The organism is Pedobacter sp. FW305-3-2-15-E-R2A2 (genome assembly GCF_038446955.1).
In the GTDB taxonomy this organism is placed as follows: domain Bacteria; phylum Bacteroidota; class Bacteroidia; order Sphingobacteriales; family Sphingobacteriaceae; genus Pedobacter.
Window position 1 is genome coordinate 1009707 of sequence record NZ_CP151803.1, and the last position, 22377, is coordinate 1032083.

General features: G+C 41.7%; 24 protein-coding genes. 16 read left to right on the forward strand and 8 right to left on the reverse strand.

Annotated elements, in window-relative coordinates; genetic code table 11:
- Positions 1-14: 14 nt before the first annotated feature.
- Positions 15-1496, reverse strand: coding sequence for a glycine--tRNA ligase (locus AAFF35_RS04020; RefSeq protein WP_342331126.1), 1482 nt, complete (start codon positions 1494-1496; stop codon positions 15-17).
- A 423-nt stretch (positions 1497-1919) separates the two neighbouring features.
- Here AAFF35_RS04020 and AAFF35_RS04025 point away from each other — a divergent pair, with 423 nt between their 5' ends.
- The 10 genes from AAFF35_RS04025 to AAFF35_RS04070 all read left to right on the forward strand — a co-directional run bounded on the left by AAFF35_RS04025 (position 1920) and on the right by AAFF35_RS04070 (position 10573).
- The gene (locus tag AAFF35_RS04025; RefSeq protein ID WP_342331127.1) at positions 1920-2840 is read left to right on the forward strand and encodes a glycerophosphodiester phosphodiesterase family protein; all 921 of its coding nucleotides are present in this window, start codon (positions 1920-1922) and stop codon (positions 2838-2840) included.
- A 1-nt stretch (position 2841) separates the two neighbouring features.
- Positions 2842-3549, forward strand: coding sequence for an ATP-binding cassette domain-containing protein (locus AAFF35_RS04030; RefSeq protein WP_342331128.1), 708 nt, complete (start codon positions 2842-2844; stop codon positions 3547-3549).
- Positions 3550-3641: 92 nt separating this feature from the next.
- Positions 3642-4163 carry an outer membrane beta-barrel protein gene (locus AAFF35_RS04035; RefSeq protein WP_342331129.1) on the forward strand — a complete coding sequence of 174 codons (522 nt, stop codon included), beginning with the start codon at positions 3642-3644 and terminating at the stop codon, positions 4161-4163.
- Positions 4164-4311: 148 nt separating this feature from the next.
- Positions 4312-4872, forward strand: coding sequence for a hypothetical protein (locus AAFF35_RS04040; protein ID WP_342331130.1), 561 nt, complete (start codon positions 4312-4314; stop codon positions 4870-4872).
- Between the two features lie 77 nt (positions 4873-4949).
- Positions 4950-5474: an outer membrane beta-barrel protein gene (locus AAFF35_RS04045; RefSeq protein ID WP_342331131.1), complete on the forward strand. Its 525-nt coding sequence runs from the start codon at positions 4950-4952 to the stop codon at positions 5472-5474.
- Positions 5475-5506: 32 nt separating this feature from the next.
- Positions 5507-6235 (forward strand): gliding motility-associated ABC transporter permease subunit GldF, encoded by a 729-nt coding sequence (gldF, locus tag AAFF35_RS04050; RefSeq protein ID WP_342331132.1) that lies wholly within the window; start codon positions 5507-5509, stop codon positions 6233-6235.
- On the forward strand, positions 6229-7905 hold the full coding sequence (gene gldG / locus AAFF35_RS04055) for a gliding motility-associated ABC transporter substrate-binding protein GldG (protein ID WP_342331133.1): 1677 nt from the start codon (positions 6229-6231) through the stop codon (positions 7903-7905). The genes gldF and gldG overlap by 7 nt, the downstream gene beginning before the upstream one ends.
- 34 nt (positions 7906-7939) lie before the next feature.
- Positions 7940-9064 (forward strand): DNA polymerase III subunit beta, encoded by a 1125-nt coding sequence (gene dnaN, locus AAFF35_RS04060; protein ID WP_074609461.1) that lies wholly within the window; start codon positions 7940-7942, stop codon positions 9062-9064.
- A gap of 86 nt (positions 9065-9150) precedes the next feature.
- Positions 9151-9840: a DUF4397 domain-containing protein gene (locus tag AAFF35_RS04065; protein WP_342331134.1), complete on the forward strand. Its 690-nt coding sequence runs from the start codon at positions 9151-9153 to the stop codon at positions 9838-9840.
- A 73-nt stretch (positions 9841-9913) separates the two neighbouring features.
- Positions 9914-10573 carry a VTT domain-containing protein gene (locus tag AAFF35_RS04070; protein WP_342331135.1) on the forward strand — a complete coding sequence of 220 codons (660 nt, stop codon included), beginning with the start codon at positions 9914-9916 and terminating at the stop codon, positions 10571-10573.
- On the opposite strand, the gene AAFF35_RS04075 is transcribed toward AAFF35_RS04070, so the two are convergent.
- Genes AAFF35_RS04075 through AAFF35_RS04095 form a run of 5 tightly spaced genes read right to left on the reverse strand, consistent with a single transcriptional unit; the run spans position 10570 to position 17792 of the window.
- On the reverse strand, positions 10570-11526 hold the full coding sequence (locus AAFF35_RS04075) for a zinc dependent phospholipase C family protein (RefSeq protein ID WP_342331136.1): 957 nt from the start codon (positions 11524-11526) through the stop codon (positions 10570-10572). The two genes, AAFF35_RS04070 and AAFF35_RS04075, sit on opposite strands and share 4 nt — an antisense overlap.
- Before the next feature lie 35 nt (positions 11527-11561).
- Positions 11562-13421, reverse strand: coding sequence for a molecular chaperone DnaK (gene dnaK, locus AAFF35_RS04080; RefSeq protein WP_342331137.1), 1860 nt, complete (start codon positions 13419-13421; stop codon positions 11562-11564).
- Positions 13422-13444: 23 nt separating this feature from the next.
- Complete coding sequence (locus tag AAFF35_RS04085) at positions 13445-14527, reverse strand: DUF3810 domain-containing protein (protein WP_342331138.1); 1083 nt, start codon at positions 14525-14527, stop codon at positions 13445-13447.
- Complete coding sequence (locus tag AAFF35_RS04090) at positions 14527-15861, reverse strand: dihydroorotase (RefSeq protein ID WP_342331139.1); 1335 nt, start codon at positions 15859-15861, stop codon at positions 14527-14529. Before AAFF35_RS04090 ends, AAFF35_RS04085 begins: the two co-directional genes overlap by 1 nt.
- Before the next feature lie 26 nt (positions 15862-15887).
- A complete protein-coding gene (locus AAFF35_RS04095; RefSeq protein WP_342331140.1) occupies positions 15888-17792 on the reverse strand; it encodes a M1 family metallopeptidase in 1905 nt (634 codons plus the stop codon).
- A gap of 102 nt (positions 17793-17894) precedes the next feature.
- On the opposite strand from AAFF35_RS04095, the gene AAFF35_RS04100 reads away from it, so the two are divergent.
- From AAFF35_RS04100 to AAFF35_RS04120, 5 genes are read left to right on the forward strand one after another with little or no spacing between them, the layout of a single operon-like run.
- The gene (locus tag AAFF35_RS04100; protein WP_342331141.1) at positions 17895-18089 is read left to right on the forward strand and encodes a hypothetical protein; all 195 of its coding nucleotides are present in this window, start codon (positions 17895-17897) and stop codon (positions 18087-18089) included.
- Between the two features lie 42 nt (positions 18090-18131).
- The gene (locus AAFF35_RS04105; RefSeq protein WP_342331142.1) at positions 18132-19463 is read left to right on the forward strand and encodes a DEAD/DEAH box helicase; all 1332 of its coding nucleotides are present in this window, start codon (positions 18132-18134) and stop codon (positions 19461-19463) included.
- Between the two features lie 12 nt (positions 19464-19475).
- Entirely contained in the window at positions 19476-19754 is a 279-nt protein-coding gene (locus AAFF35_RS04110) for a hypothetical protein (RefSeq protein ID WP_342331143.1), read from the forward strand.
- Complete coding sequence (gene gldC / locus AAFF35_RS04115; RefSeq protein WP_073230352.1) at positions 19755-20090, forward strand: gliding motility protein GldC; 336 nt, start codon at positions 19755-19757, stop codon at positions 20088-20090. It abuts the gene before it with no gap.
- Positions 20091-20093: 3 nt separating this feature from the next.
- Complete coding sequence (locus tag AAFF35_RS04120; protein ID WP_342331144.1) at positions 20094-20516, forward strand: hypothetical protein; 423 nt, start codon at positions 20094-20096, stop codon at positions 20514-20516.
- A 111-nt stretch (positions 20517-20627) separates the two neighbouring features.
- On the opposite strand, the gene AAFF35_RS04125 is transcribed toward AAFF35_RS04120, so the two are convergent.
- Together AAFF35_RS04125 and AAFF35_RS04130 are read right to left on the reverse strand one after the other, a co-directional pair.
- Complete coding sequence (locus AAFF35_RS04125; RefSeq protein ID WP_342331145.1) at positions 20628-21143, reverse strand: YetF domain-containing protein; 516 nt, start codon at positions 21141-21143, stop codon at positions 20628-20630.
- 4 nt (positions 21144-21147) lie between these two features.
- Positions 21148-21639: a methylated-DNA--[protein]-cysteine S-methyltransferase gene (locus AAFF35_RS04130; protein ID WP_342331146.1), complete on the reverse strand. Its 492-nt coding sequence runs from the start codon at positions 21637-21639 to the stop codon at positions 21148-21150.
- Between the two features lie 73 nt (positions 21640-21712).
- Here AAFF35_RS04130 and AAFF35_RS04135 point away from each other — a divergent pair, with 73 nt between their 5' ends.
- Positions 21713-22372, forward strand: coding sequence for a heme exporter protein CcmB (locus AAFF35_RS04135; RefSeq protein ID WP_074609487.1), 660 nt, complete (start codon positions 21713-21715; stop codon positions 22370-22372).
- Positions 22373-22377: the final 5 nt, after the last annotated feature.

Genomic DNA, 22377 nt, shown 5'->3' on the forward strand with positions numbered 1-22377 from the left:
TATCATTTCAAAACTTATTGCAATAAGTTTTTCCAGCTTACTTTGCTTGAGATTAAAGACTCCAGGTCTTTAATGTGTATGCGTTGTTGTTCCATGGTATCGCGATGACGGATGGTTACGGTATCGTCTTCCAGGGTTTGGTGATCTATCGTCAGACAGAAAGGAGTACCGATGGCATCCTGTCTGCGGTAACGTTTTCCGATCGCATCTTTTTCTTCGTATATACAGTTGAAATCAAGTTTTAAGCTGTTCATGATTTCTCTTGCTTTTTCCGGTAAACCGTCTTTTTTAGTCAGTGGGAAGATGGCAACTTTTACTGGTGCTAAACAAGGGTGTAAACGTAGCAAAGTTCTGCTGTCTTGTTTTTCTCCATCGCTCAGGTCCTGCTCTTCAAAAGCATTGATCATCGTTAAGAGGAACATGCGGTCTAAACCGATAGAAGTTTCGATCACATAAGGAATATAGTTTCCATAAGGTTTTCCTTCTTCATTCAGTTCTGCATCAAAATATTGCATTTTTTTGTTAGAGAACTTCTGGTGTTGCGTAAGGTCAAAATCTGTACGGCTGTGGATACCTTCTACTTCTTTAAATCCAAAAGGGAATTCAAATTCGATATCTGTAGCAGCATTGGCGTAATGTGCCAGTTTCACATGGTCATGGTAACGGTATTTCTCTGCAGGAGTACCCAAGGCCTGGTGCCATTTTAAACGCGCTTCTTTCCAGTAAGCAAACCATTTGGCATCTTCACCCGGACGAACAAAGAATTGCATTTCCATTTGTTCGAATTCACGCATTCTCATGATGAACTGACGGGCAATAACTTCATTTCTGAAGGCTTTTCCAATTTGTGCAATTCCGAAAGGAATTTTCATTCTTCCGGATTTCTGTACGTTTAAGAAGTTTACAAAAATACCTTGTGCCGTTTCCGGACGTAGGTATACTTCGTCAGATCCTTCAGCCATAGCACCAAACTGAGTGCTGAACATCAGGTTGAACTGGCGTACTTCAGTCCAGTTTTTGGTTCCGCTTACCGGGCAGGCAATCTCATGCTCTTCGATTAATAATTTTAAACGTGGAAGGTCTTCTGCCTGTAAAGCTTCGTCCATATCAGCCTGCAATTTTGCAGCCTTTTCTGTTTTTCCGTCTTTTTCGTAGCGGGCAATTTTATCTTCTAACAACTGATCGGCACGGTAACGTTTTTTAGAGTCTTTGTTATCGATCATAGGATCGTTAAATCCATCTACGTGTCCGCTTGCTTTCCATACTTTCGGGTGCATAAAGATTGCAGAATCTATTCCTACAATGTTCTCATGCATCTGAACCATGGATTTCCACCAATAAGTTTTAATGTTGTTCTTTAATTCAGCACCTAGTTGTCCGTAATCATATACAGCACTTAGTCCATCATAAATTTCGCTGCTTTGAAATACAAAACCGTATTCCTTGGCGTGTGATATTACATTTTTAAATTGTTCGTCGTTAGTATTCTTTGCCATAGTGATGCAAATATAGAAGATTAACAAATAAATTGGCTCAACTAAGTTGGATGATTCTTAAAATACAATACAGGCATTGTAAAGGCCGGATGGGAATAGCACAAAATCAGGACGTTTTTTATGTAAAACTGTACCCGGAATAAGCGGTTTGAAACAGCTTTTAAACAGGTTAAAAGCAGCTTGTGGCTATACAGGCTCTGACCACGCTCTATACTCGGTCTATACTCGGTGCAAGCCCGCTTGAAAGCGTGTTAAAGGCGGGTAAGCAACGCCTATAAATGGAGCGTATAATGAGCAATAGTGCAAGCTGTCTTTTCGTTGCTTTTTCTCTGAATGTTTTGTGCTGTCCTGTACTGAAAAGACAGTGTAAATTGAATGCAGAGAAATATCATTGGGTAAGGTCTAATTTTCCTACTTTTGAACATGAAACAATTTAATCTGCTTCTGGCAGGCTTTCTTTTGCTTGCCGTATCTTGTACCTCACAAACAAAAAATTATATTTCCTTTGGGAATGCTCAGGAGCTAAGAGACTTTTTAAACAGAAAAACACCTGGATATCCGTTGATTAGTGCACATAGAGGAGGCCCTATGAAGGGCTTTCCTGAAAACTGTATTGCCACTTTCGAAAATGCAATAACCTATCAGCCTGTTGTGATTGAGTTTGACGTTGCATTGAGCAAAGATTCTGCGTTGGTGATCATGCATGATGATAAATTGGACAGAACTAGTAATGGGACTGGCTTCATCAGGGATCATACCTATGCAGAATTGCAGAAACTGCATTTAAAAGACAATTCCGGAACCTTAACCTCTTATAAGATTCCTACTTTAAAAGAGGTCTTAAACTGGGGCAAAGGAAAAGTTCTGTTTACCATCGATGTGAAAAGAGGAGTCCCTTTCGCAAAAATTATCGAAGAAGTCCGTAAAACGAAATCTGAATCCAATTCAATCATCATTACTTACAATGATAACCAGGCGGTAGAAGTTCATAAACTGGCTCCGGACCTGATGATTTCTGTTTCAGCTAAATATACCAACGACCTGGAACGCTTAAAATCCAAGGGAGTTCCCTATGATAGAATGGTGGCTTTTGTTGGAACCAGGGGATTTGATCAAAAAGATTTTTGGGCCTTACATCAGGAAGGAATTCCCTGTATTATGGGAACAATGGGTAACTTAGACAAACGATCAATGGCCCGCAAAAACACTAAGTATTATTATATGTACGCCAATAGCGGAGCAGATATGATCTCTACAGATAACCTGGTGATGGCAGGAAAAGAACTGAACCAATATAGAAAGGATAAGAAGATAACTTCTGTACACATTAAAAAAGTAAAGTAAATTGAGTATACAGGTAAGCGCATTGGCCAAGCATTATGGTCAGCAGAAAGCAGTAGATGAAATTAGTTTCGAAGCTAAACTAGGAAAGATCTTAGGTTTTTTAGGTCCGAATGGTGCCGGGAAGTCAACTACCATGAAAATGCTGACGGGCTATTTGAAACCAACATCGGGTACAGCTAAGCTTTGTGGCTTTGATACCCAGGTGGATAGTATTGAAGTCAGGCGAATTATGGGTTATCTGCCTGAAAACACCCCGCTATATACAGATATGTATGTGCAGGAGTTTTTGCTGTTTGTCGCGAATACTTATCAATTGAAAGACGCCGCATTATGTGTAAAGGAAACCATCGAAAAGGTCGGGCTCGGTCCGGAACAGCATAAAAAGATTGCGATGTTGTCTAAAGGATACCGGCAAAGGGTAGGCCTGGCTCAGGCCATTATTCATCATCCGAAAGTATTGATCCTGGATGAACCCACTTCAGGACTCGATCCAAACCAGTTGACGGATATCAGAGAACTGATTAAAAACCTTGGTAAAGACAAAACGGTAATTCTTTCTACTCATATCATGCAGGAGGTAGAAGCACTCTGTGATGAGGTCATTATTATTAACAAAGGTAAAATTGTAGCTAATGCTACAATTACTGAACTTAAAAATGAACACCAAATGACTTCTTTAGAGGATATTTTCCGAAAACTGACCTCTTAATTAAATTTTTTTCATGCATTTGTAACGATTGGCCAAGTTTTTGCATCTAAGGGTTGATTTTATATCAGTAATATAAATTTAAACTTAAACACATGAAAAAATTATTTTTACTAACAGCAATCGTAGGTATTTTTGCATTCACTAATGCTAGTGCACAGAAAGATGCAGCAATGAACGGCCCTAAGTTAGGTATAGGTGCTGATTTTGCATTCCCAATGGGAGATTTTGGTGATATATCCAAGTTTGGTGTTGGAGGATCGTTGTTGTATCAACATCCAGTTGCTCCAAATTTGAACTTAACGGCTAGTGCAGGTTATTTAAGCTTCAAGTATAAGGATATTCTTGGGGGTGGAAATTCTGGTTTTGTTCCTGTAAAGGTTGGTGCCAGATATTTTGTAGCTGAGAACTTTTATTTGAATGGAGAACTTGGTGCTTCATTTGGAACAGGTGATTTTAATGATGGAACTGCATTTGTTTATTCACCTGGAGTAGGAGTTGAATTCCCTGTAGCAGATAAATCTTCTATTGATTTAGGAGCCCGCTATGAAGGATGGTCTAACAATGGTACACTTTCATTCATCGGTCTGAGAGCTGCATTTAACTTCGGTTTGTAGAACTTACCTGTTAAACTTATAGATTCTGTTAAAGAATCTTACAAAGCCTTTCTGTTTACAGGAAGGCTTTGTTGTTTTAATTCTTTTTGAATAAGCTTAAAATGATAGATTTGCAACCCTATAAAAAAGCTAAATTGACCTCTTCTCCATGTTAAAAACGTTGCTCCTCACTGCCATTCCAATCTGTTTTATGCTTATGAACAGTATCGCTCAGGATACTACAACTGTTAAAACAACGCGTTTAAGTACGGAATTTGTAAAGAATGAAACTAAGATGGGGATCAAGATCGCTACTGCACCTTTGGGTGCGGTGAAGGGAGGTGGATTTAACTTGCTGATGGAAGGAAGCTCAACCCCCAGATTAAAAGGTACCATGAGTGTAGGGCTTTTTGCGACAGAGACTACCCGTAAAACTAAATTTGATGGCAATTCGTATGATTATGACATCTATTGTCCTGTGAAATTCGGGTTAAAATATTTTATTGGAAGTCGTTTTTATGGAAGTGCTGAGCTGGGAGCTGTATTTGATGATGGAGATAAATTTGAGGTTAAACTGATTTGCACTCCTGGAATTGGAATAGAACTGCCTGTTTCCAAACGTACAGTTTTCGATATGGGATTTCATTATGAAAATTGGTTTTTCGGAGAACAAAAATCTTTTATTGCCTTTAGTTGCGGCTTCCTGATCGGACGAAAAGTGCGTTCTTAATTGCCTTACCGATAATTTATTTTTTTGTATCTATGTGTCATATTTCAACTTCAAGCTGTATTTATTAATAAGATCCCATGAAAAGATGTCTCTTAGTTTTTCTCTCATTTACAATACTTATCGTTGCTAAAGCCCAAACCGGAGATCCCGCTATGGAAGGCCCAAAATTCGGGATTGGTGCTGACTTCGCCTTTCCTATGGGAAGTTTTAAAGACCAGACAAATTACGGAGTAGGGGGCTCTCTTTTATATCAGCATCCTGTTTCCAAAAACCTGAGTATTACCGGAAATGTGGGCTATCTGGAATTAAAAGGAAAGAAGACCATACTCAATCTCAAATACAGTGAAGGATTTATTCCGGTAAAGGCAGGAGCAAGGTATTTCCTTGCGGAAAATATATATGGTGGTGCTGAATTGGGTGTTTCTATTTCTACAGCCAGCGGAAACGGCTCAGGGACTTCATTTATTTATGTGCCAGCCGTTGGAGTAGCATTCCCTGTCTCTGATAAAGGAATTGTAGACTTAGGTGTCCGTTACGAAAGCTGGACGAGAAGTAGCAGTACCCGTTCTTTTATTGGCATTAGGGCGGGATATAATTTTTAATTTTCTAACTTCGGCATCGTTAATTCAAATGCATGTACGCGGTATTTAAAAGGGAATTATTTAGCTTATTGAACTCCTTAATGGCTTATATTACCATTGGGGTTTTCCTGCTGGCTGCTGGCTTATTGTTGTGGTTTTTTCCGGATACTTCTATTCTGGAATACGGCTATGCCGAACTGAGCAGCTTTTTTAACCTTGCTCCTTTTTTATTCCTCTTTCTTATCCCTGCCATTACCATGCGTTCTTTTGCGGAAGAAAGGCGGGAAGGGACCTATATTTTGCTTGCTACAAGACCGATCACCGACTGGCAGATCATACTGGCCAAATACCTGGCTTGTTTCGTTCTGGTGCTCTTTGCATTAATCCCTACGCTGATCTACTGTTATGCGGTATCGAAGCTGGCCTTGCCTGCAGGGAATATTGATACCGGTGCAATTATAGGTTCTTATATTGGCTTACTGCTATTGGGAGCTTCCTTTCTCGCTGTCGGAATTTTTGCCTCTTCGATAACAAAAAACCAGGTTGTAGCTTTTGCCATTGCCGTATTTCTCTGTTTCATCGCCTATAGCGGACTTGATGCCATGAGCCAGATTTTTGGTTTCCGTGCCATCGAAAATATCCTGCTGAGCCTGAGTATAAACGAACATTATCAATCCATCAGCAGGGGCGTACTGGATACCCGTGATCTGATTTATTTTCTCAGTTTCATTATGGTATTCCTGGGGCTGACTAAACTTGTGATCGGAGGGCGAAAATGGTAGGCAACAAACAGAAACTACTGGGCATCTTCGCTTTTGCGATGGGTTTAATCCTGATCAATGTTCTTGCGCAATACGTATATACCAGAATCGATTTCACCAAAGAAAAGCGATTTACGCTAACACAGAAATCAAAGACCATCCTCGGGAAGATCAATCAGCCAATTACGATTACTGTATTTTTAGATGGTGACCTGCCTGCTCCTTTTAAACGGCTTAGAAATGCAACCAGAGATCTGCTTGCCGATTATAAAGCCTACGGAGGAAAAGAAATAAAAGTGATTTTCAGAGATCCGATTTCCGGACTTTCCGTAGCAGAACAGGATACGGTGATCAATAACTTATACCAGTCGGGCATTGAACCTACTACTGTCAACATTAAAAATGACGCCGGTTTTGCACAAAAAATGGTTTTTCCAATGGCGATGCTGGAGGCCGGGAGTCATCAGCTTCCGCTAAGGTTATTACAAAACCTGAATGCCGCAGGAAGCTACGAGGAAAACATCAACAATTCGATTCAGAACCTGGAATATCTGTTTACCGGTGCGATTCAGAAAGTGTTGAGCAATGAACACCCCAGAATCGGTTTTACGGAAGGCAATGGAGAATTATCGGATCTGTCTTTAAATGATGCCATCAACAGCCTTTCAGAAAGTTATGAAGTAGGGCGGGTAAACCTGAATACGATTGATGCTGCGGGGCTGGATAAATTGAAAGTGCTGATCATTGCAAAACCACAGCAGGAATTTACGGAGGCCGAAAAATACAAGATCAACTATTTTGTCATGAAAGGGGGGCGGGTAGTCTGGACGATAGACCAGGTGAGCGCCGATCTGGACAGTCTGAAGGGATCGGGCGAGCAACTGGCTTTCAATAAAAAACTAAACATAGACGACATGTTGTTTATGTATGGTGCCCGTGTAAATTACAACCTGATCGCAGATGCGAATTGTGTAGAGATTCCCTTAAGCATGGGACAACAGGGACAAATAGAACTGGCACCATGGGTGTATTACCCATTGCTAATGCCGGATACGGCACATCACCTGGTCAAGAACATCGATGCCGTAAGAAGTGAATTTAGCAGTACTGTGGATACCATCGGGGTAAAGGGACTGAAAAAGACGGTGATTTTACATTCTTCTCCATTTAATAAGATTTTTAATGTGCCGAAATTGCTTTCTCTGCAAATGGTCGCTGAACAACCCGATCCGCGGGATTATGCCAGTGTACCGCAAAGTCTTGGGGTATTAATTGAAGGAACTTTCCCTTCTGTATTCCTGAACCGCGCAGTTCCGGCAGGCATCACCGGAAATTATCTGGTTCCTCCGCAAAGTAAGCCTACCAAAATGATTGTCATTGGTGATGGTGATGTCTTCAAAAATCAGCTGAGTAGTAAAGATGGTTCTGCATTTCCCTTAGGTTTCGACAGATATACCCAAAAAAGCTACGGAAATAAAGCATTGTTGTTAAATATTTCAGATTACCTGTCAAATGATGATAATTTAATTACTTTGCGTAATAAGGAGGTTAAGATCAGGTTATTGGATAAAGTACGTCTGCGTACAGAAAAGCTGCAATGGCAATTGATCAATATGGCTTTGCCTTTATTATTGTTAATATCGTTCGCAATTTTTCAACATTATTACCGTAAGCATAAGTATGCAAGGTAATTTTTATATTTTTGAGAACTGACAAGATCATACTATGAGATTTATTGTATCCACATCAACGTTATTAAAACATTTGCAAACAGTAAACGGTGCGTCGAGCAGTAGTACTGTATTGCCAATACTGGAAAATTTCCTCTTTGAGATTAAAGACGGAAGTTTAACCATATCTGCCACTGATTTACAAACCAGCATGACCACCTCCTTACCGGTGGAGTCTAAAGAAGGCGGAAAAGTAGCTGTGCCGGCAAAAATACTTTTAGACACTTTAAAAACACTTCCTGATCAGCCGATCTCTTTCAATATCGATGACAATACCTTTTCTATTGAAATCAGCGCCGGTGATGGTAAGTATAAGTTAAGTGGAGAAAATGGCGATGATTTTCCTAAAATCCCAACGGTAGAAAATGCTTCTTCTGTAAATTTACCTGCTTCGGTATTAACGGAAGCAATCACCAAAACTATTTTTGCAGTGAGCAGTGATGAGTTGCGCCCGGCAATGACGGGTGTGTACTGCCAGCTTTCTGAACAACACATTACTTTTGTGGCTACTGATGCACACAAACTGGTAAGATATAGAAGAATGGACAGCAAAGGAGATAAAGCTTCTTCTTTCATCCTTCCTAAAAAAGCATTGACCTTATTGAAAGCAGCACTTCCTTCTACTGATGCGAATGTTTCTGTAGATTACAATGCTACAAGTGCTTTCTTTAAATTTGAAAACATCAACCTGGTTTGTCGCCTAATCGATGAGCGCTATCCTGATTATGAAGCAGTAATTCCTGCGAATAACCCGAATAAACTGATCATTGACCGTGCATTGTTCTTAAATACCTTGCGTAGGGTGGTTATTTTCGCAAATAAAACCACACATCAGGTGCGTTTAAAAATCAATGGCAGTGAATTGAACATCTCTTCTGAGGATTTAGATTTCGCCAATGAAGCACATGAGCGTCTAAGCTGTCAATATGAAGGTGAAGATTTGGAAATCGGTTTCAACGCGCGTTTCTTAATCGAGATGTTGAGCAACCTGAGTGGAGAAGAAGTGACATTGGAACTTTCTACACCTAACCGCGCAGGATTACTGATCCCACAAACAAACGACGAAAATGAAGACGTATTGATGTTGGTGATGCCGGTAATGCTGAATAACTATAACTAAATTTAAAATTAAATATATTGGAATGGCTTGGTTTTTGACCAAGCCTTCTTTTTGTAAAATACTTTGTGAATTAAATTGTTATTGCGATGGAAAAAAAGTTCTCTTACCCAAAAAGCATTAATTTAGCCCTGACCGTCATTTGTATTGGACTGGTAACCCTAATCAGCTCTTGCCTGAAGGAACCTAAGTCTGTTCCTGTTGGAGAAGCAAAATTGAGGTATGTCAATGCCGCATATGGTTCTTCGGCACAGTCTTTTTATGTGAATGGTAAACGGTTTGGAGAGGGAGTTGTCAATTATGGACAGGCTTCTGCTTTATTTCCGGTAGTCTCAGGAACACAATCCCTGACCTTTGCTGATGAAGCAACATCCGAACCTACGGCAGGTATCAATGGAACACTTGCAATTGATGGAAGCTATTCGATTTTTCTGTATAAAAATTCCGAAAACAAAGCAGAACTACTGGGAATAGGGGATAACCTTACTGCTCCTAACACCGGAAAAGCTAAAGTCAGGTTTATTCACTTGAATGGTTTTCTGAATAATTCTATTTCCATAAAAACGGGCACGGGCACAGATCTGGCTACTGCAATCCCTTTTGCAAACAGTACCAACTACTTTCAGGTCGATCCTGGAACTAAGTTTATTGCTTCAGGAACCGGCGTAACTACCAATCCGGAAATCGACCTGGGAATCCTCTCGGGTAAGATTTATACCATATGGCTTAGCGGAAGCGCAGCAACGGAATTGAAAGCCTATTCATTCACAGCTAATTAAATTTACATTACTAAATCAAAAAGAGCATGGTTATTGCCATGATATTCTTAATTTTGGGCTTAATTTATACAACTTGGAAATTTTCTCACAACTGGTAGATTTTATATTACACACCGATAAAGCTTTAGTAAAGCTGGTAAGTGACTATAAAACATGGACTTATCTTATTCTTTTCTTAATTATTTTTGCTGAAACCGGTTTTGTGGTTACTCCATTTTTACCCGGCGACTCTATGCTGTTTGCAGTAGGTGCACTCATCGCAAAAGGAGGCACAGGCCTGGATATCTGGGTCATGTTCCTGCTGTTAAGTGCGGCCGCTATCCTGGGGAACAGTTTAAATTACAGACTCGGCAGTTTCTTTGGCGTGAAAGTCTTTAAAGAAGGAAATAAGATTCTAAAACTCGAATATTACAATAAATCGCATGAATTCTTTGAGAAGCACGGTGGAAAAGCAATTATGTTCAGCCGTTTTCTTCCAATCTTCAGGACAATTGCACCTTTTGTTGCCGGAGTAGCAAAAATGCCTTTTGGCAGGTTTACTTATTACAATGTGGTAGGCGGCCTTGGCTGGATCGGTAGTTTGTTGTTTGCAGGCTTTCTATTAGGGCAAATCCCGGTGATCAGAGATAACTTCTCTATTGTCATCATCACCATTGCCGTCGTTACTTTCGCTCCGGTGATCTACGCAGCAATTAAAAGCAGGATTAAACCTAAAGATATCATCGAAAGCTAAGGTTCACGGCCAATTAGCTTTCCTTTATCATAACGTCTTTTGTCTTCCTCGACCTTTTTCCGGTCTGAGGAAGACATTTTTTTTTGAATCAGGTTGCGCAATACCGGTTGCCCGGCATCGACCCAGGCCGAATACCAATAGGAGCCTGTAGCCAGGATTGCGGCACGCATCTGTCTTTCCACCATATGGTTCATCTGTTCATGGTAAGCCCTGGAATAACCTAGAGAATATTGTCTCATCACTTGTTGGTTTCTTTTCGAAAAGCTATATTTTCTATACGCAGGAAAGCTGGCACTAAGCCTGGCTTCCAGGGTCAGGACACTATCCAGTAAGGCATGACTATGACTGATGATTTTCCAGGCCTTCCCAAGTGGATCCTCTATATATTCCGCCTTGCCGACCCTGTAATTGTACTTTTCGGCAAACAGTTCCGGTAAACGGCTTTCCCAGAAAGCATGGATGCCATGTTGATTGCTCAGTTGTCCGTTGTGGTTTTGTGTGGTATGAAGCGGCACATGTGCATCGGCAACATAATGCCCGAGGTAGGCAGAATAAACCAGTATCTTCATGGAATCCCTGTTTTTAAAGGCGTTGACGAGTTGATAATAAGACTTTTGAATCTGCCAGGGCAGCGTTCCGTTATTGCTTAATTTCTCTGCACCATATTTTTTTAGCGCCTCATTATAGCTCCTGGGAATGCTATCAATATTCGATTCATAGACTTCTACATCAAGGTAATGTCTTGGCGCCTCGGCAGAGTCTGCATAGCGGCGTTTGTCGGCGTCTACGGAATGATCACTAAGGTATTTGATATTTGCCTTATAGAAAGTATTGATGCCGTTATGGAGCGTAAAAACAGCAAGATGGTTGATCCGTTTATGGGCGTAGAATCCCCAGGAGCAAAAAAGAAAGGTTCCGGCACATAGCATTACAGAGATCAGCAAATACTTCATCTCTGTAAAACTATATAAAGGAACCTATTGAGTGGTTATTTATCTATGCTTTTTCCTTTCATGGCGGAGGATACCGCCACATCCATCACACGCTCGGCAAATGGACGGGTAAATTCATTCAGTTCATCGGCTTTCTTAAGAATCTCATCTTTTTCTGCCTTCGCTAAAGCGAGTTTAAGCGCTTCAATATGTGTTTTCGTAGCTTCAATTTCCGCTGTTGTCAGGAAGCTGCCATGCTTTTCAATAAAACGTTCTGCGGTATAGGCCAATTGCTCGCCCTCGCTTCTGGCCTCAATGAGCATGCGCTGTGCCACGTCACTCTTGGCATGAGTAATGCTGTCGATCAGCATTTTCTCTACCGTATCATCGGTCAGGCCATAACTTGGTGTAATGTCAATCTCCTGTTTTACACCTGACCTTAACTCTATCGCCTGAACGGTTAGGATGCCATCGGCGTTGAGCATAAAGTTGATGTCTACCTTCGGTAATCCGGCAGGCATGGCAGGAATGCCTTTCAGGTCAAATTCTGCTAATTTTCTATTCTCCTGTACCAGGTCACGCTCTCCCTGAAAGACAGAGATTTTCATGTTTACCTGTCCGTCGATAGAGGTGGTATATTGTCTTCCTGCTTTCGTAGGTACTTTTGCATTTCTGGGAATGATCACATCCATGAGTCCGCCCATGGTTTCAATACCCAGGGAAAGTGGGGTAACATCCAGTAAAAGAATATCGGAGCGGTTTCCGGCCAGGATATCTGCCTGAATGGCTGCACCAAGGGCAACCACTTCATCCGGGTTGATCTGATCATGAGGAGGGCGGCCAAAAAATTCAGCAACCTGTGCTTTTACATACGGAGTCCGGGTAGAACCTCCAACCAGCACCACTTCATCAATCTCTGCAACGGTAAGTTTGGAATCCGTTAAAGCCTGTTTGCAGGAGTTCAAGGTTTCGGCTACTTTCGGTGCAATCAGCGCTTCAAAAGTTTGTTTATCTAAAGTACACCAGATGTCGCCGATCTGCTCATTGAACAGGTTCTGGCTACTCAGTGCTTTTTTTGCTTCTTCTGCTTTTAACCTCAGGGATTGCATTAATCCGGAATCCTGAGCCAGGGTTGCTGCATCAAGTTTATTTTTCTCTATCCAGTAATGAACAATGGAACGGTCAAAATCATCCCCCCCTAAAAAGGTATTTCCATTGGTGGACAACACTTCAAAGATGCCGTTTTGTATGGATAAGATCGACACATCAAAGGTTCCGCCTCCAAGGTCATATACGGCAATTGTTTTCTGTTGATTGGGATCAAGGCCCAGACCGTAGGCCAGACTGGCTGCAGTAGGTTCGTTTACGATTCGCAAGACATCAAGACCTGCTAACCTGCCTGCATCCCGCGTTGCTTGCCGCTGGCTATCGTTAAAATAAGCAGGAACGGTGATCACGGCGCGGTTTACCGGTGTTTTTAAAGCATGTTCAGCCCTTGCCTTCAATTCTTTAAGAATCTCCGCAGAAAGCTCTATAGGGGTATAAAATTTATCACCAGCTTTAATTTTTACCAGTGAATCATTTTCATCATCAATGATTTTATAAGAAAAGGTATCCTGGTGACTGGCCACATCTTTATAAGACCTGCCCAGCAATCTTTTTACAGAAAAGATGGTATTTGCAGGGTCGGTAATTAAAAATTCTTTGGCTTCATTTCCTACCAGCGCATCTCCTTTGGCATTAAAATGCACCACTGAAGGAACCAATAAGCCCTTTCCGGTATCATTAATCACCTGTGGGTTTTTGTCCGGGTTAATAAAGGCCACCAGACTATTGGTGGTACCAAGGTCAATACCGACGATGATTTCTTCTTGTTGCAGGGAGCCTGTTGCCAGGTTAATGGATATCTTTGCCATAGTCCGGCAAATTTAGGAATGTTTTAAGGTTTTTTGTGCATCAATTCCTTTTTATGGATATTATACAACCAGATGACGATGTCCTGATAGCTGTCTGTACCTTTAGACTGGTTGTTGAGTTTTAGAAAACCATCCAGAGCGACGCCCATATAACCATACATATCGCTATTGTATTTCTGCCAGAAGGCCCTTTCGGTTTTGAAATCTTTAATGGTTTCGGGATTGATGCTGGCATACAGGCGTTGGTAATCTTCAGGAGATTTGATTCTGATCTCAAATAAAATGCTCCTCAGCATGTTATAAGCAGCAGAATAACGGAAATTTTCATCCTTGCTGTGAATGGCTGTTAAATACCCGATCAGGTTGGCTTCATCTTCTCTTCCTATGCCCAGCTGGTGCGCAATTTCATGACAGGTAACGAAAGGCAATGATACCGCCGGCAGTCTCATATTTACATTTGCTTCTCCGGACAAAGGATTGTAATAGCCTTCAATGCCAATTTTGGTGACGATCCAGCTGTTTAAGACGGCTTTCACTGAGGGGCTGCGGTATTGAAAAAATGCGTTTGTTTTTTTCATCAGATCGTAAGCCTCTTTTGCTTTACTTTCCAGCTCATCAATGTTGTAGTTTTCTTTTTTCAGGTGTTGAAGTGCATTCAGCTTATCGATGAAATACTCCCCCAGCAGAACGAGTTCTGTGGTGGTGTATTTTTCGTCCGGAATTCCCAATCGTTTGGAAATAGATGGACGTGAATAATTCAGTCCCCACAGGATTTTAAAAATCAGGTATAAGATTAAAAAGAAATTCAGCAGCTGCAAAGGAATCCTGATCCGGTCTTCGGATTTTAATTTCTTTTGAGAAAGTTTTCTGAAGAACAGATAGATGCTCCTCAATGCATAAAGTACCAGAAGAAGGTACAGGAAATCTCCAAGGGCAAAAGGGAAGATGGAGCTGAGAAAACGCTGGACAACAGAGATGACCTGATAGAAACCATCAGAATAAAAATTTTCTATAAATGAGCTGTTCATCCCGGCAAGAAATACCAATCCCGACAGGAGGAACAACAGGACAAACTGTTTAATCCCTGGTTTGTCCTTTAATGTCATTATCTATTGAAATTTAGTCTTTTACCAATCGCATCGGTCATGAATTTCCCTTTTTGATAAGCCAGGTTTCCGGAAACGAAGGTATGGGTAATTTCAGCCTGGAAGGTTTGTCCCTCAAAAGGAGACCATCCGCATTTGTACCATAGGTTTGCCCTGGTCACTTTAACGGGGTCGTTTAGGTGAACCAGTACCAGATCTGCCCAATAGCCTTCTCTGATAAATCCTCTTTTATCGACGTTGAAGCAAGTGGCCACATTGTGTGCTGTTTTTTCAGCAATCTGTTCCAGTGTAATTTTCTTTTGATGGTACATCTCCAGTAAAGCCGATAAGGCATGTTGTACCAATGGGCCTCCGGAAGGGGCTTTCAGGTAAGGTTGCTCTTTTTCTGCAATGGTATGTGGGGCATGATCGGTTGCAATGATGTCAATATGACCATCCAATACGCCCTTTAATATCGCGTCTTTATCCTGTGCTGTTTTTACAGCCGGGTTCCATTTGATCCAGTTGCCTTTAGCTGCATAATCCTGATCATCAAACCAAAGGTGATGGATACAGGCTTCTGCGGTAATTCTCTTGTCTTTTAATGGAGTAACCGCATCAAAAAGGGCTACTTCCCTGGCAGTAGAGATGTGAAGGATGTGCAAACGGGTATCGTATTTTTTAGCAAGTTCAACAGCCATCGATGACGAGAGGTAGCAAGCTTCTGCACTTCTGATGAGTGGGTGCATGTCTATCGTGATGTTGTCTCCGTATTTTTCTTTGTAAGCGGCCATGTTCTCCCGGATGGTTTTTTCATCTTCGCAATGGGTGGCAACCAGCATTGGGGCATCTTTGAAAATGTTTTCCAATACTTTCTCATTGTCAACCAGCATGTTTCCGGTAGAAGAACCCATGAAGACTTTAATTCCGCAAACATTTTTGGGGTCTGTTTTTAAGACTTCTCCCAGGTTGTCATTGGAAGCTCCCATGAAAAAGGAGTAATTGGCCAATGAAACTTCAGAAGCAATCCGGTATTTGTCGGCCAGCAATTCCTGTGTCAGGGTATTGGGTACAGTATTCGGCATTTCCATCCAGGAGGTAATTCCTCCGGCTACTGCAGCCATGCTTTCAGTAAAGATGTCTGCTTTATCTGTTAAACCTGGTTCCCTGAAATGGACCTGGTCGTCGATCATACCCGGAAAGAGGTGTAAGCCCTCCGCATTAATTTCTTTTGCGCCTTCCGCCTGGATATTCGGGGCGATTTTTTCAATAAATCCGTCTTTAATGAGTACGTCAGCAACAAAGATTTGGCCTTCGTTAACCACTGAGGCCGCTTTTATCAGAATGGTGTTCATGACCTCAAACTTAAATAAAAAAATTGTTATTTGCTTTTCCAGGTATTATCTCCGGCATTTGCATCTACAAATAATCCTCCGTTTATATCGATTTTCGATACTGCCTTCTTCGCATTCAGGGAAACTATTGCTGCTTTCTGATTGGTTTTCCATAAGGCAGGTGTCTGGTGGAAAAGCTCGGTAGATCCGTCTTTATAAGTAAGAATCACATCAAAAGGGACGGCAAAGCCTCCGGTATTGCGGAGCGCAAGCTGATAAGCCAGGCCTTTGTTCGTTACTTTGGTGATGCTCAGGTCGATATAATTGTTGCTGAAAAACCAGTTGTTCCAGTACCAGTTCAGGCTTTGTCCGGAAACATTATTCAGGGTATAGAAAAAATCCCATGGAATTGGATGTTTCCCATTCCAGCGGTCCATGTAGGCATGCAGGTATTTTTTGAAAGCCACATCGCCAAGCATGTCTTTTAATGCGAGGTAAGCCAGAGAGGGTTTCACATAGGCATTATTGCCATAGCCTACTCCGGAAACCTGGGTAGACAAAGAAATGATGGGTTGATCTTGTTCTGTCGAAGGGTCAAAGATCCACCTGTTCACCCGGAACGTCTTATAGTTGTTGTCCGCTTTCTTTTTTCCGAGTTGTTCGATGCCAATGAGGTATTCCAAGGTCGTTGCCCAGCCTTCATCCATATGTGCGTAACGGGTTTCATTGGTCCCCATATAAAAAGGAAAATAGGTATGTGCGATTTCGTGGTTCAGTACAAATTGGGAGAATTCCATATCCGGTGTACTGGAATCGTTTACCATCATTGGATATTCCATGTCGGCAAAGCCCTGAACGGCGGTCATCTTTGAGAAAGGATAGGGAATCCCCGGCCAGTTGTTCGAAAACCAGTGTAAGGCTTGTTTAGACCAGGCGGTTGCCTGTGCAAAGTCTTTTGCTTTGGCATCGTAAGCCGATTGAACGCTTGCCCTTCTGTTTGTTTTTGGGTCCACAATCACGCTTCCTGCATCCCAGAGGTAATGATTACTCAGGGAGAAGGTCATATCGGTAATGTGATTGGCTATGAATTTCCAGCTGTTCCATTCGTTCTGTTGGGTCACCAGTCCTTTGGACATCTCTTCTGCGTTTGCAATTGCAATGATGTCTTCGCTGTTGTAGGATTTTTTTAACCGCGCTGCATAATCAGGTTGCAGCACTTCATCTGGATTCTGAAGATCGCCGGTAGCCCATACGACATAGTTTTTCGGAGCCTTAACGGTTAACTGGTAATCGTTAAAATCATTGTAAAATTCGGCACGGTCGGTATGCGGGATTTGATCCCAGCCATTGTAATCGTCATATACAGAGATTCTTGGGAAAGCATAGGCAACGAAGAAGGTTGTGCTGTCCAGTTGCCCCTCTCTTCCGCTTTCTTTGGATAGGGGGTAAGCCCAGCTGATGTTAAAAACTGCCGTTTGTCCGGGATTAAGTGCCGTTTTCAATGGCACATCTTCTACAGTACCCCAATCTTTGGTGTTTAGCGAATAGCGTTGACCATCTACTTCAAATGATTTGATGTCCAGTCCGGAGGTCAGGAAATCTTTGCTGACATAACCCGATCTTGGTGCCTCAGGTTTATGGAGGTTGTTGACAAACCGGATGGCGACCTGCCGCAGGGTATCCGGACTATTATTGGTGTATTTTATCGTCTCTGTTCCTTCCACAAGCTTAGTGTCGGGATTTACCTGGATATGCAGGTCATATTTTCCCTTGTTTTGCCAGTATTGTTTTCCTGGTTTGCCATCCTTAGAACGGCTTCCTTTATCGTAAGCTGCTTTAATGTTTCTTGGCATATACAGTTCCTGAGCATGTAAAGCGGTGTTGGTCGTGATGATTAGTGCAAGGGTAACCGGAAGACCAATGGTCAGCAGTCTGAGGATATTCTTTTTCATCATTATATATTTATACCTAAGTAATGTTATCGTTGTATAAAAGTACTGGTTTTATTTGTAGATTGTTATGGATAGATTTAAACTGAAAGATAAGAATCAAAAATGAGAAGAAACATTGTGTTTTCAGGAGTAATACTGTTGTTGTTTATTGGATTTTGCGCTCAGGCACAGCAAAACACGGCAGGGAAACCAGTAGTTCCGGTTGCTGAAATTTTAAAAGACGTAAGAAGCTGGGTGGTGGTCAAGGAGGTTACCCATGCAGAGGACATGATCAGGGCTTTAAAGAAGGTTCTGTAAAAATGTAATTACTGATCCTGTAAATAATAGTATATTTGCAAAATGCCCAAAACATTTGAAGAGTTTAACCTTAATCGCCAGATTTTAAATGCTGTAGCTGATGCCGGGTTTACTCATGCCACCCCAATACAAGAAAAAGCAATTGCGCCTGTTTTATCAGGACAGGACATCTTCGGCATTGCTGAAACCGGAACAGGAAAGACAGCAGCCTATGTTTTGCCGATCTTAATGCAATTAAAATATGCACAGGGAGATGCTGCCCGTGCCTTAATCCTGGCTCCGACAAGAGAGCTGGCGATGCAGATTACTGAACATATCAAGATTTTCTCAAAATATACAGACCTCCGTACCGTAGTGGTTTATGGTGGTCTTGGTCCGAAAACACAAATTGAACAGATCAAAGCGGGTGTCGATATTATTGTTGCCACTCCCGGAAGATTCCTGGATATTTATCTTGCAGGACACATCAACACCCAGTATTTGAAATTCCTGGTTTTAGATGAGGCGGATAAAATGATGGATATGGGCTTTATCGGTTCGATTCACCGCATTTTGGAAGTGGTTCCCCGCAGACGTCAGAACCTGTTGTTTTCTGCAACGATGAGTGATCTGGTACAAAAGATTGCAGGAGATTTTCTGAAGCATCCTACCATTATCGAGGTGGGCTTACAGGCTACACCTGCGCAGACGGTTACGCAAACACTGTATGAGGTGCCCAATTTAAAAACAAAGATCAATCTTTTGCAGCACCTGCTGAAAAATGATGAGGAGTTTAAAAGACTGATCATTTTCTGTAAGACCAAAACCGTAGCGGATAACATCTTTAGCTTTATCGAACGTAAATTCGGTGCAGAAGCAGTAAGGGTAATCCATGCGAATAAAGGACAGAATACCAGGATTAACTCGATCAATAGCTTTAAAGAAGGAAATGTCAGGGTATTGGTGGCTACAGATGTGGCTTCCCGTGGAATTGATGTTTCTGAAGTAAGTCATGTGATCAATTTCGATGTGCCGATCATTATCGAAGATTATGTTCATAGAATCGGACGTACCGGCCGTGCTTATGCGAAAGGTGATGCCCTTACTTTTTTCACACCTGCGGAAAAATATTACATTGAGAAAATACAAAAGTTAATCAGACAGGAGATTCCTGTAGTACCTTTGCCGACGGAAGTTTTTGTGGAAGAAACTCCTTATGAAGAACGTCAGGCCATTGCCAGGGCTATTGACGACCAGAAACGTAAGGATGATCCTGATTTTAAAGGAGCTTTCCATGAGAAAAAACATGCGGCATCGATTGCTGCGGCAGAAAGGGAGAAGAACAAAAACAAAACTCCTTCCTGGAAGTCAAAGAAATTCAAAAAAAGGAAATAAAGAACTGAGGAATTGAAAGTAAAACTGACACCGCTTAATATTGTATCCGCGATCTTTCTGGTGATTGCGGTGCTGATGATGTTGGAAAAATCGCCTGCGCCATCAGAAAAGACAATTGACCTGTCTAGGATCTTAATGTGGTTTAGCTTTTTAATTGTCCTGGTTTCTTTTATCTCCGATCAGATTTTCCGGAAGTTTATTCCAGAGTTGAAAAAAATATGGGCAATAGAATGTGCCTTTATTGTTTTCACCATCATCTTAGTTTTTATTATAAAAGTCAGCATATATTAAATGAAACAAGCAGAAATTAAAATTACGGTGCAGTTAGATGATAACAATGTACCTGACAATATCCTTTGGGAATCTACAGACTCGAAAAGTCAGGAGCAGGTGCCTGTAAAGTCAATGATGTTGGCCCTTTGGGACCATAATTATAAGAACTCTATGCGCATTGACTTATGGACTAAAGACATGCCTGTTGATGAAATGAAAAGGTTCTTTTATGAAACTTTGCAAACCATGGGGGATAGCTTCCTTAAAGCTACCGGAGAGAAGTTAATCATCGAAGATCTGCGTGATTACTGTGCGCATTTTGCCGATAAAATGGGCATCAATACACAACAATAAGTGATGAGAGCTCAGGGAATTATAGGTGCGGTGATTATGGCAATTGGCGGAATCTGTCCTTTGCTTCGCATTCCAATTATAGGCAACTGGAATTATTTTGATCTGGATCAGACCTTAGCGATCACGTTTTATGTGGTGGTAGCGATTGGGTTATTGGGCGCTTTTACTCAAAAAGCCGGACTGATCAAATTTGCCGGATGGGCAGGGATTGCATTGGTGGCGATTACTTTGGTAGGTATTTATTTCAAGGCTCATGGTTCCTTTGGATTTCTACATTTCAAAAAGCTGGTGAACCTGGCAGCAGGAATGGTGAAATATAAATGGGGTTGGTATGTGATCCTTGCAGGTGCGTTTATTTTAGTTACGGTAAGAAGGCCTAAGGTGGCTGTAGTGAGTGCTGCGGTGCCTGCCGAAGCGACAGTATAGCTGTATAAATATCTTTCCGGAACGGGTTGTTCCTTCGCTTTCTTCGGATCGCCTGGGTTTAATCGGTTCCGGAATTTTTTTGTGCTGTTTTTTAGGCAGGAAGTACTGTTTTTAATTCAGTGAGCCCAGAGATTTGTGCTTCTTTTTGCGCTTGTATTGGGTTTGCTTCAGGTCTCCCGAGCCGGTAATGATGCTGATATTGCCGTCTGTTTCAAACATGGCCAGTTTTACATCTTTGTATTTCTCTACCCCATGCTCCCTCATTGCTTCGCGTAGTTCTTCATTACTGATGTCCAGCTTAGCGAGTGTAGCGAAATCGAGGTTCCCATTGTGGATCAGGATTTCTGGCTTTTCCGAGACGAGTTCCCTAAACTTTTTACTTTTGAACATCAGCTTTTTTAGGGCGTAATTCAGGGCAAACAGGACTGCGGCAGCAACCAAGCCTCCCAGCAGACTGGTGTTGTTGCCTACCATGGCATTCTGAACGGCATTACTGATGAGTAAGATCAATACCACATCGGTCGTGTTTAGCTGGGAGAGTTCCTTTTTTCCGGTTAAACGGATGGCAATCAGCATAAACGCGTAGACGGCAAGGCTTCTTAGTATGATGTCGAGGTATTGGTTCATGTGTTTAGAATTTTAAGGTCATTTGTCCCTGCTGACTAACTTCCCGTTCATGGTCCAGCAACCATTTCTTGCGCCAGAGCGATCCGGCATAACCGACTAAAGTGCCATCACTTCCGATCACCCTGTGACAAGGTACAACAATGGCAAGGTTATTCTTTCCATTCGCTGCGGCCATCGCCCTTATGGCCAACACATTGTTCATCTGCTTTGCCATTTGCAGGTAAGACCTGGTTACCCCGTAATCTATGGTAAGCAGGGCAGACCAGACTTCTTGCTGGAATGCTGTTCCGGTTTGTTTAATGGGTAAGGTAAACGTCTTTAAGTTCCCTTCAAAATAAGCCGTTAATTGCGAAACAGCCAGTTTTGTGACCTCATTCTCCTGCGGCTCAGTGATGAGATTTTCCTTGAAGGTGATTGCCTGTACAAACTGCTCATCAGCAATGATGCTGATAGGGCCAAGCGGACTTTGTAAAATACTGCAATACTGAATATTCATAGGAATACAATATTATGGATATTTAATTTACAAAGATAAAAGATAGGGGATTAAGAATTATCTTTGTGGCTGCATGAATTTAATAGATCAGGTAAAGTTTTTAATTAAGAAAGAGTTGCTGCTGGAATGGCGTTCTAAATATGCTTTAAATGGCGTTCTTTTATATGTGGTGTCCACTGTTTTTGTCTGCTATTTGTCTTTTGTAAGTGTAGAGAAGATCACCTGGAATGCTTTATTCTGGATCATCATGTTATTTGCTTCCATCAATGCAGTTTCAAAAAGCTTTCTCCAGGAAAGTAAAGGCAGGCAGCTGTACATTTATACGATAGCGAGTCCGCTGGCGCTGATCATTTCAAAGACGATTTATAATGTGTTGCTGATGATGTTGCTGACGGTTATTGCGCTGGGTTTTTATACCCTTGTGTTTAATTATGTGCCCGAAGATCTGGGTTTATACATTGTCGCTACCTTGTTGGGAAGTTTAAGCTTTTCTACGATATTTACGATGGTCTCTGCCATTGCTTCTAAAGCGGGAAATGGCGGGATGCTCATGGCAATTCTAAGTTTTCCGGTGATTATACCTGTCTTGATTGTATTGATCAAGCTGACAAAAAACGCCATAGACGGGCTGGATAGGAGTGTGAGTATGGATGAAATTGGGATTCTGCTGATCATCAATGCGCTGGTGATGGCGGTTTCGCTGATCCTGTTTCCTTACCTCTGGAGAGATTAACAATG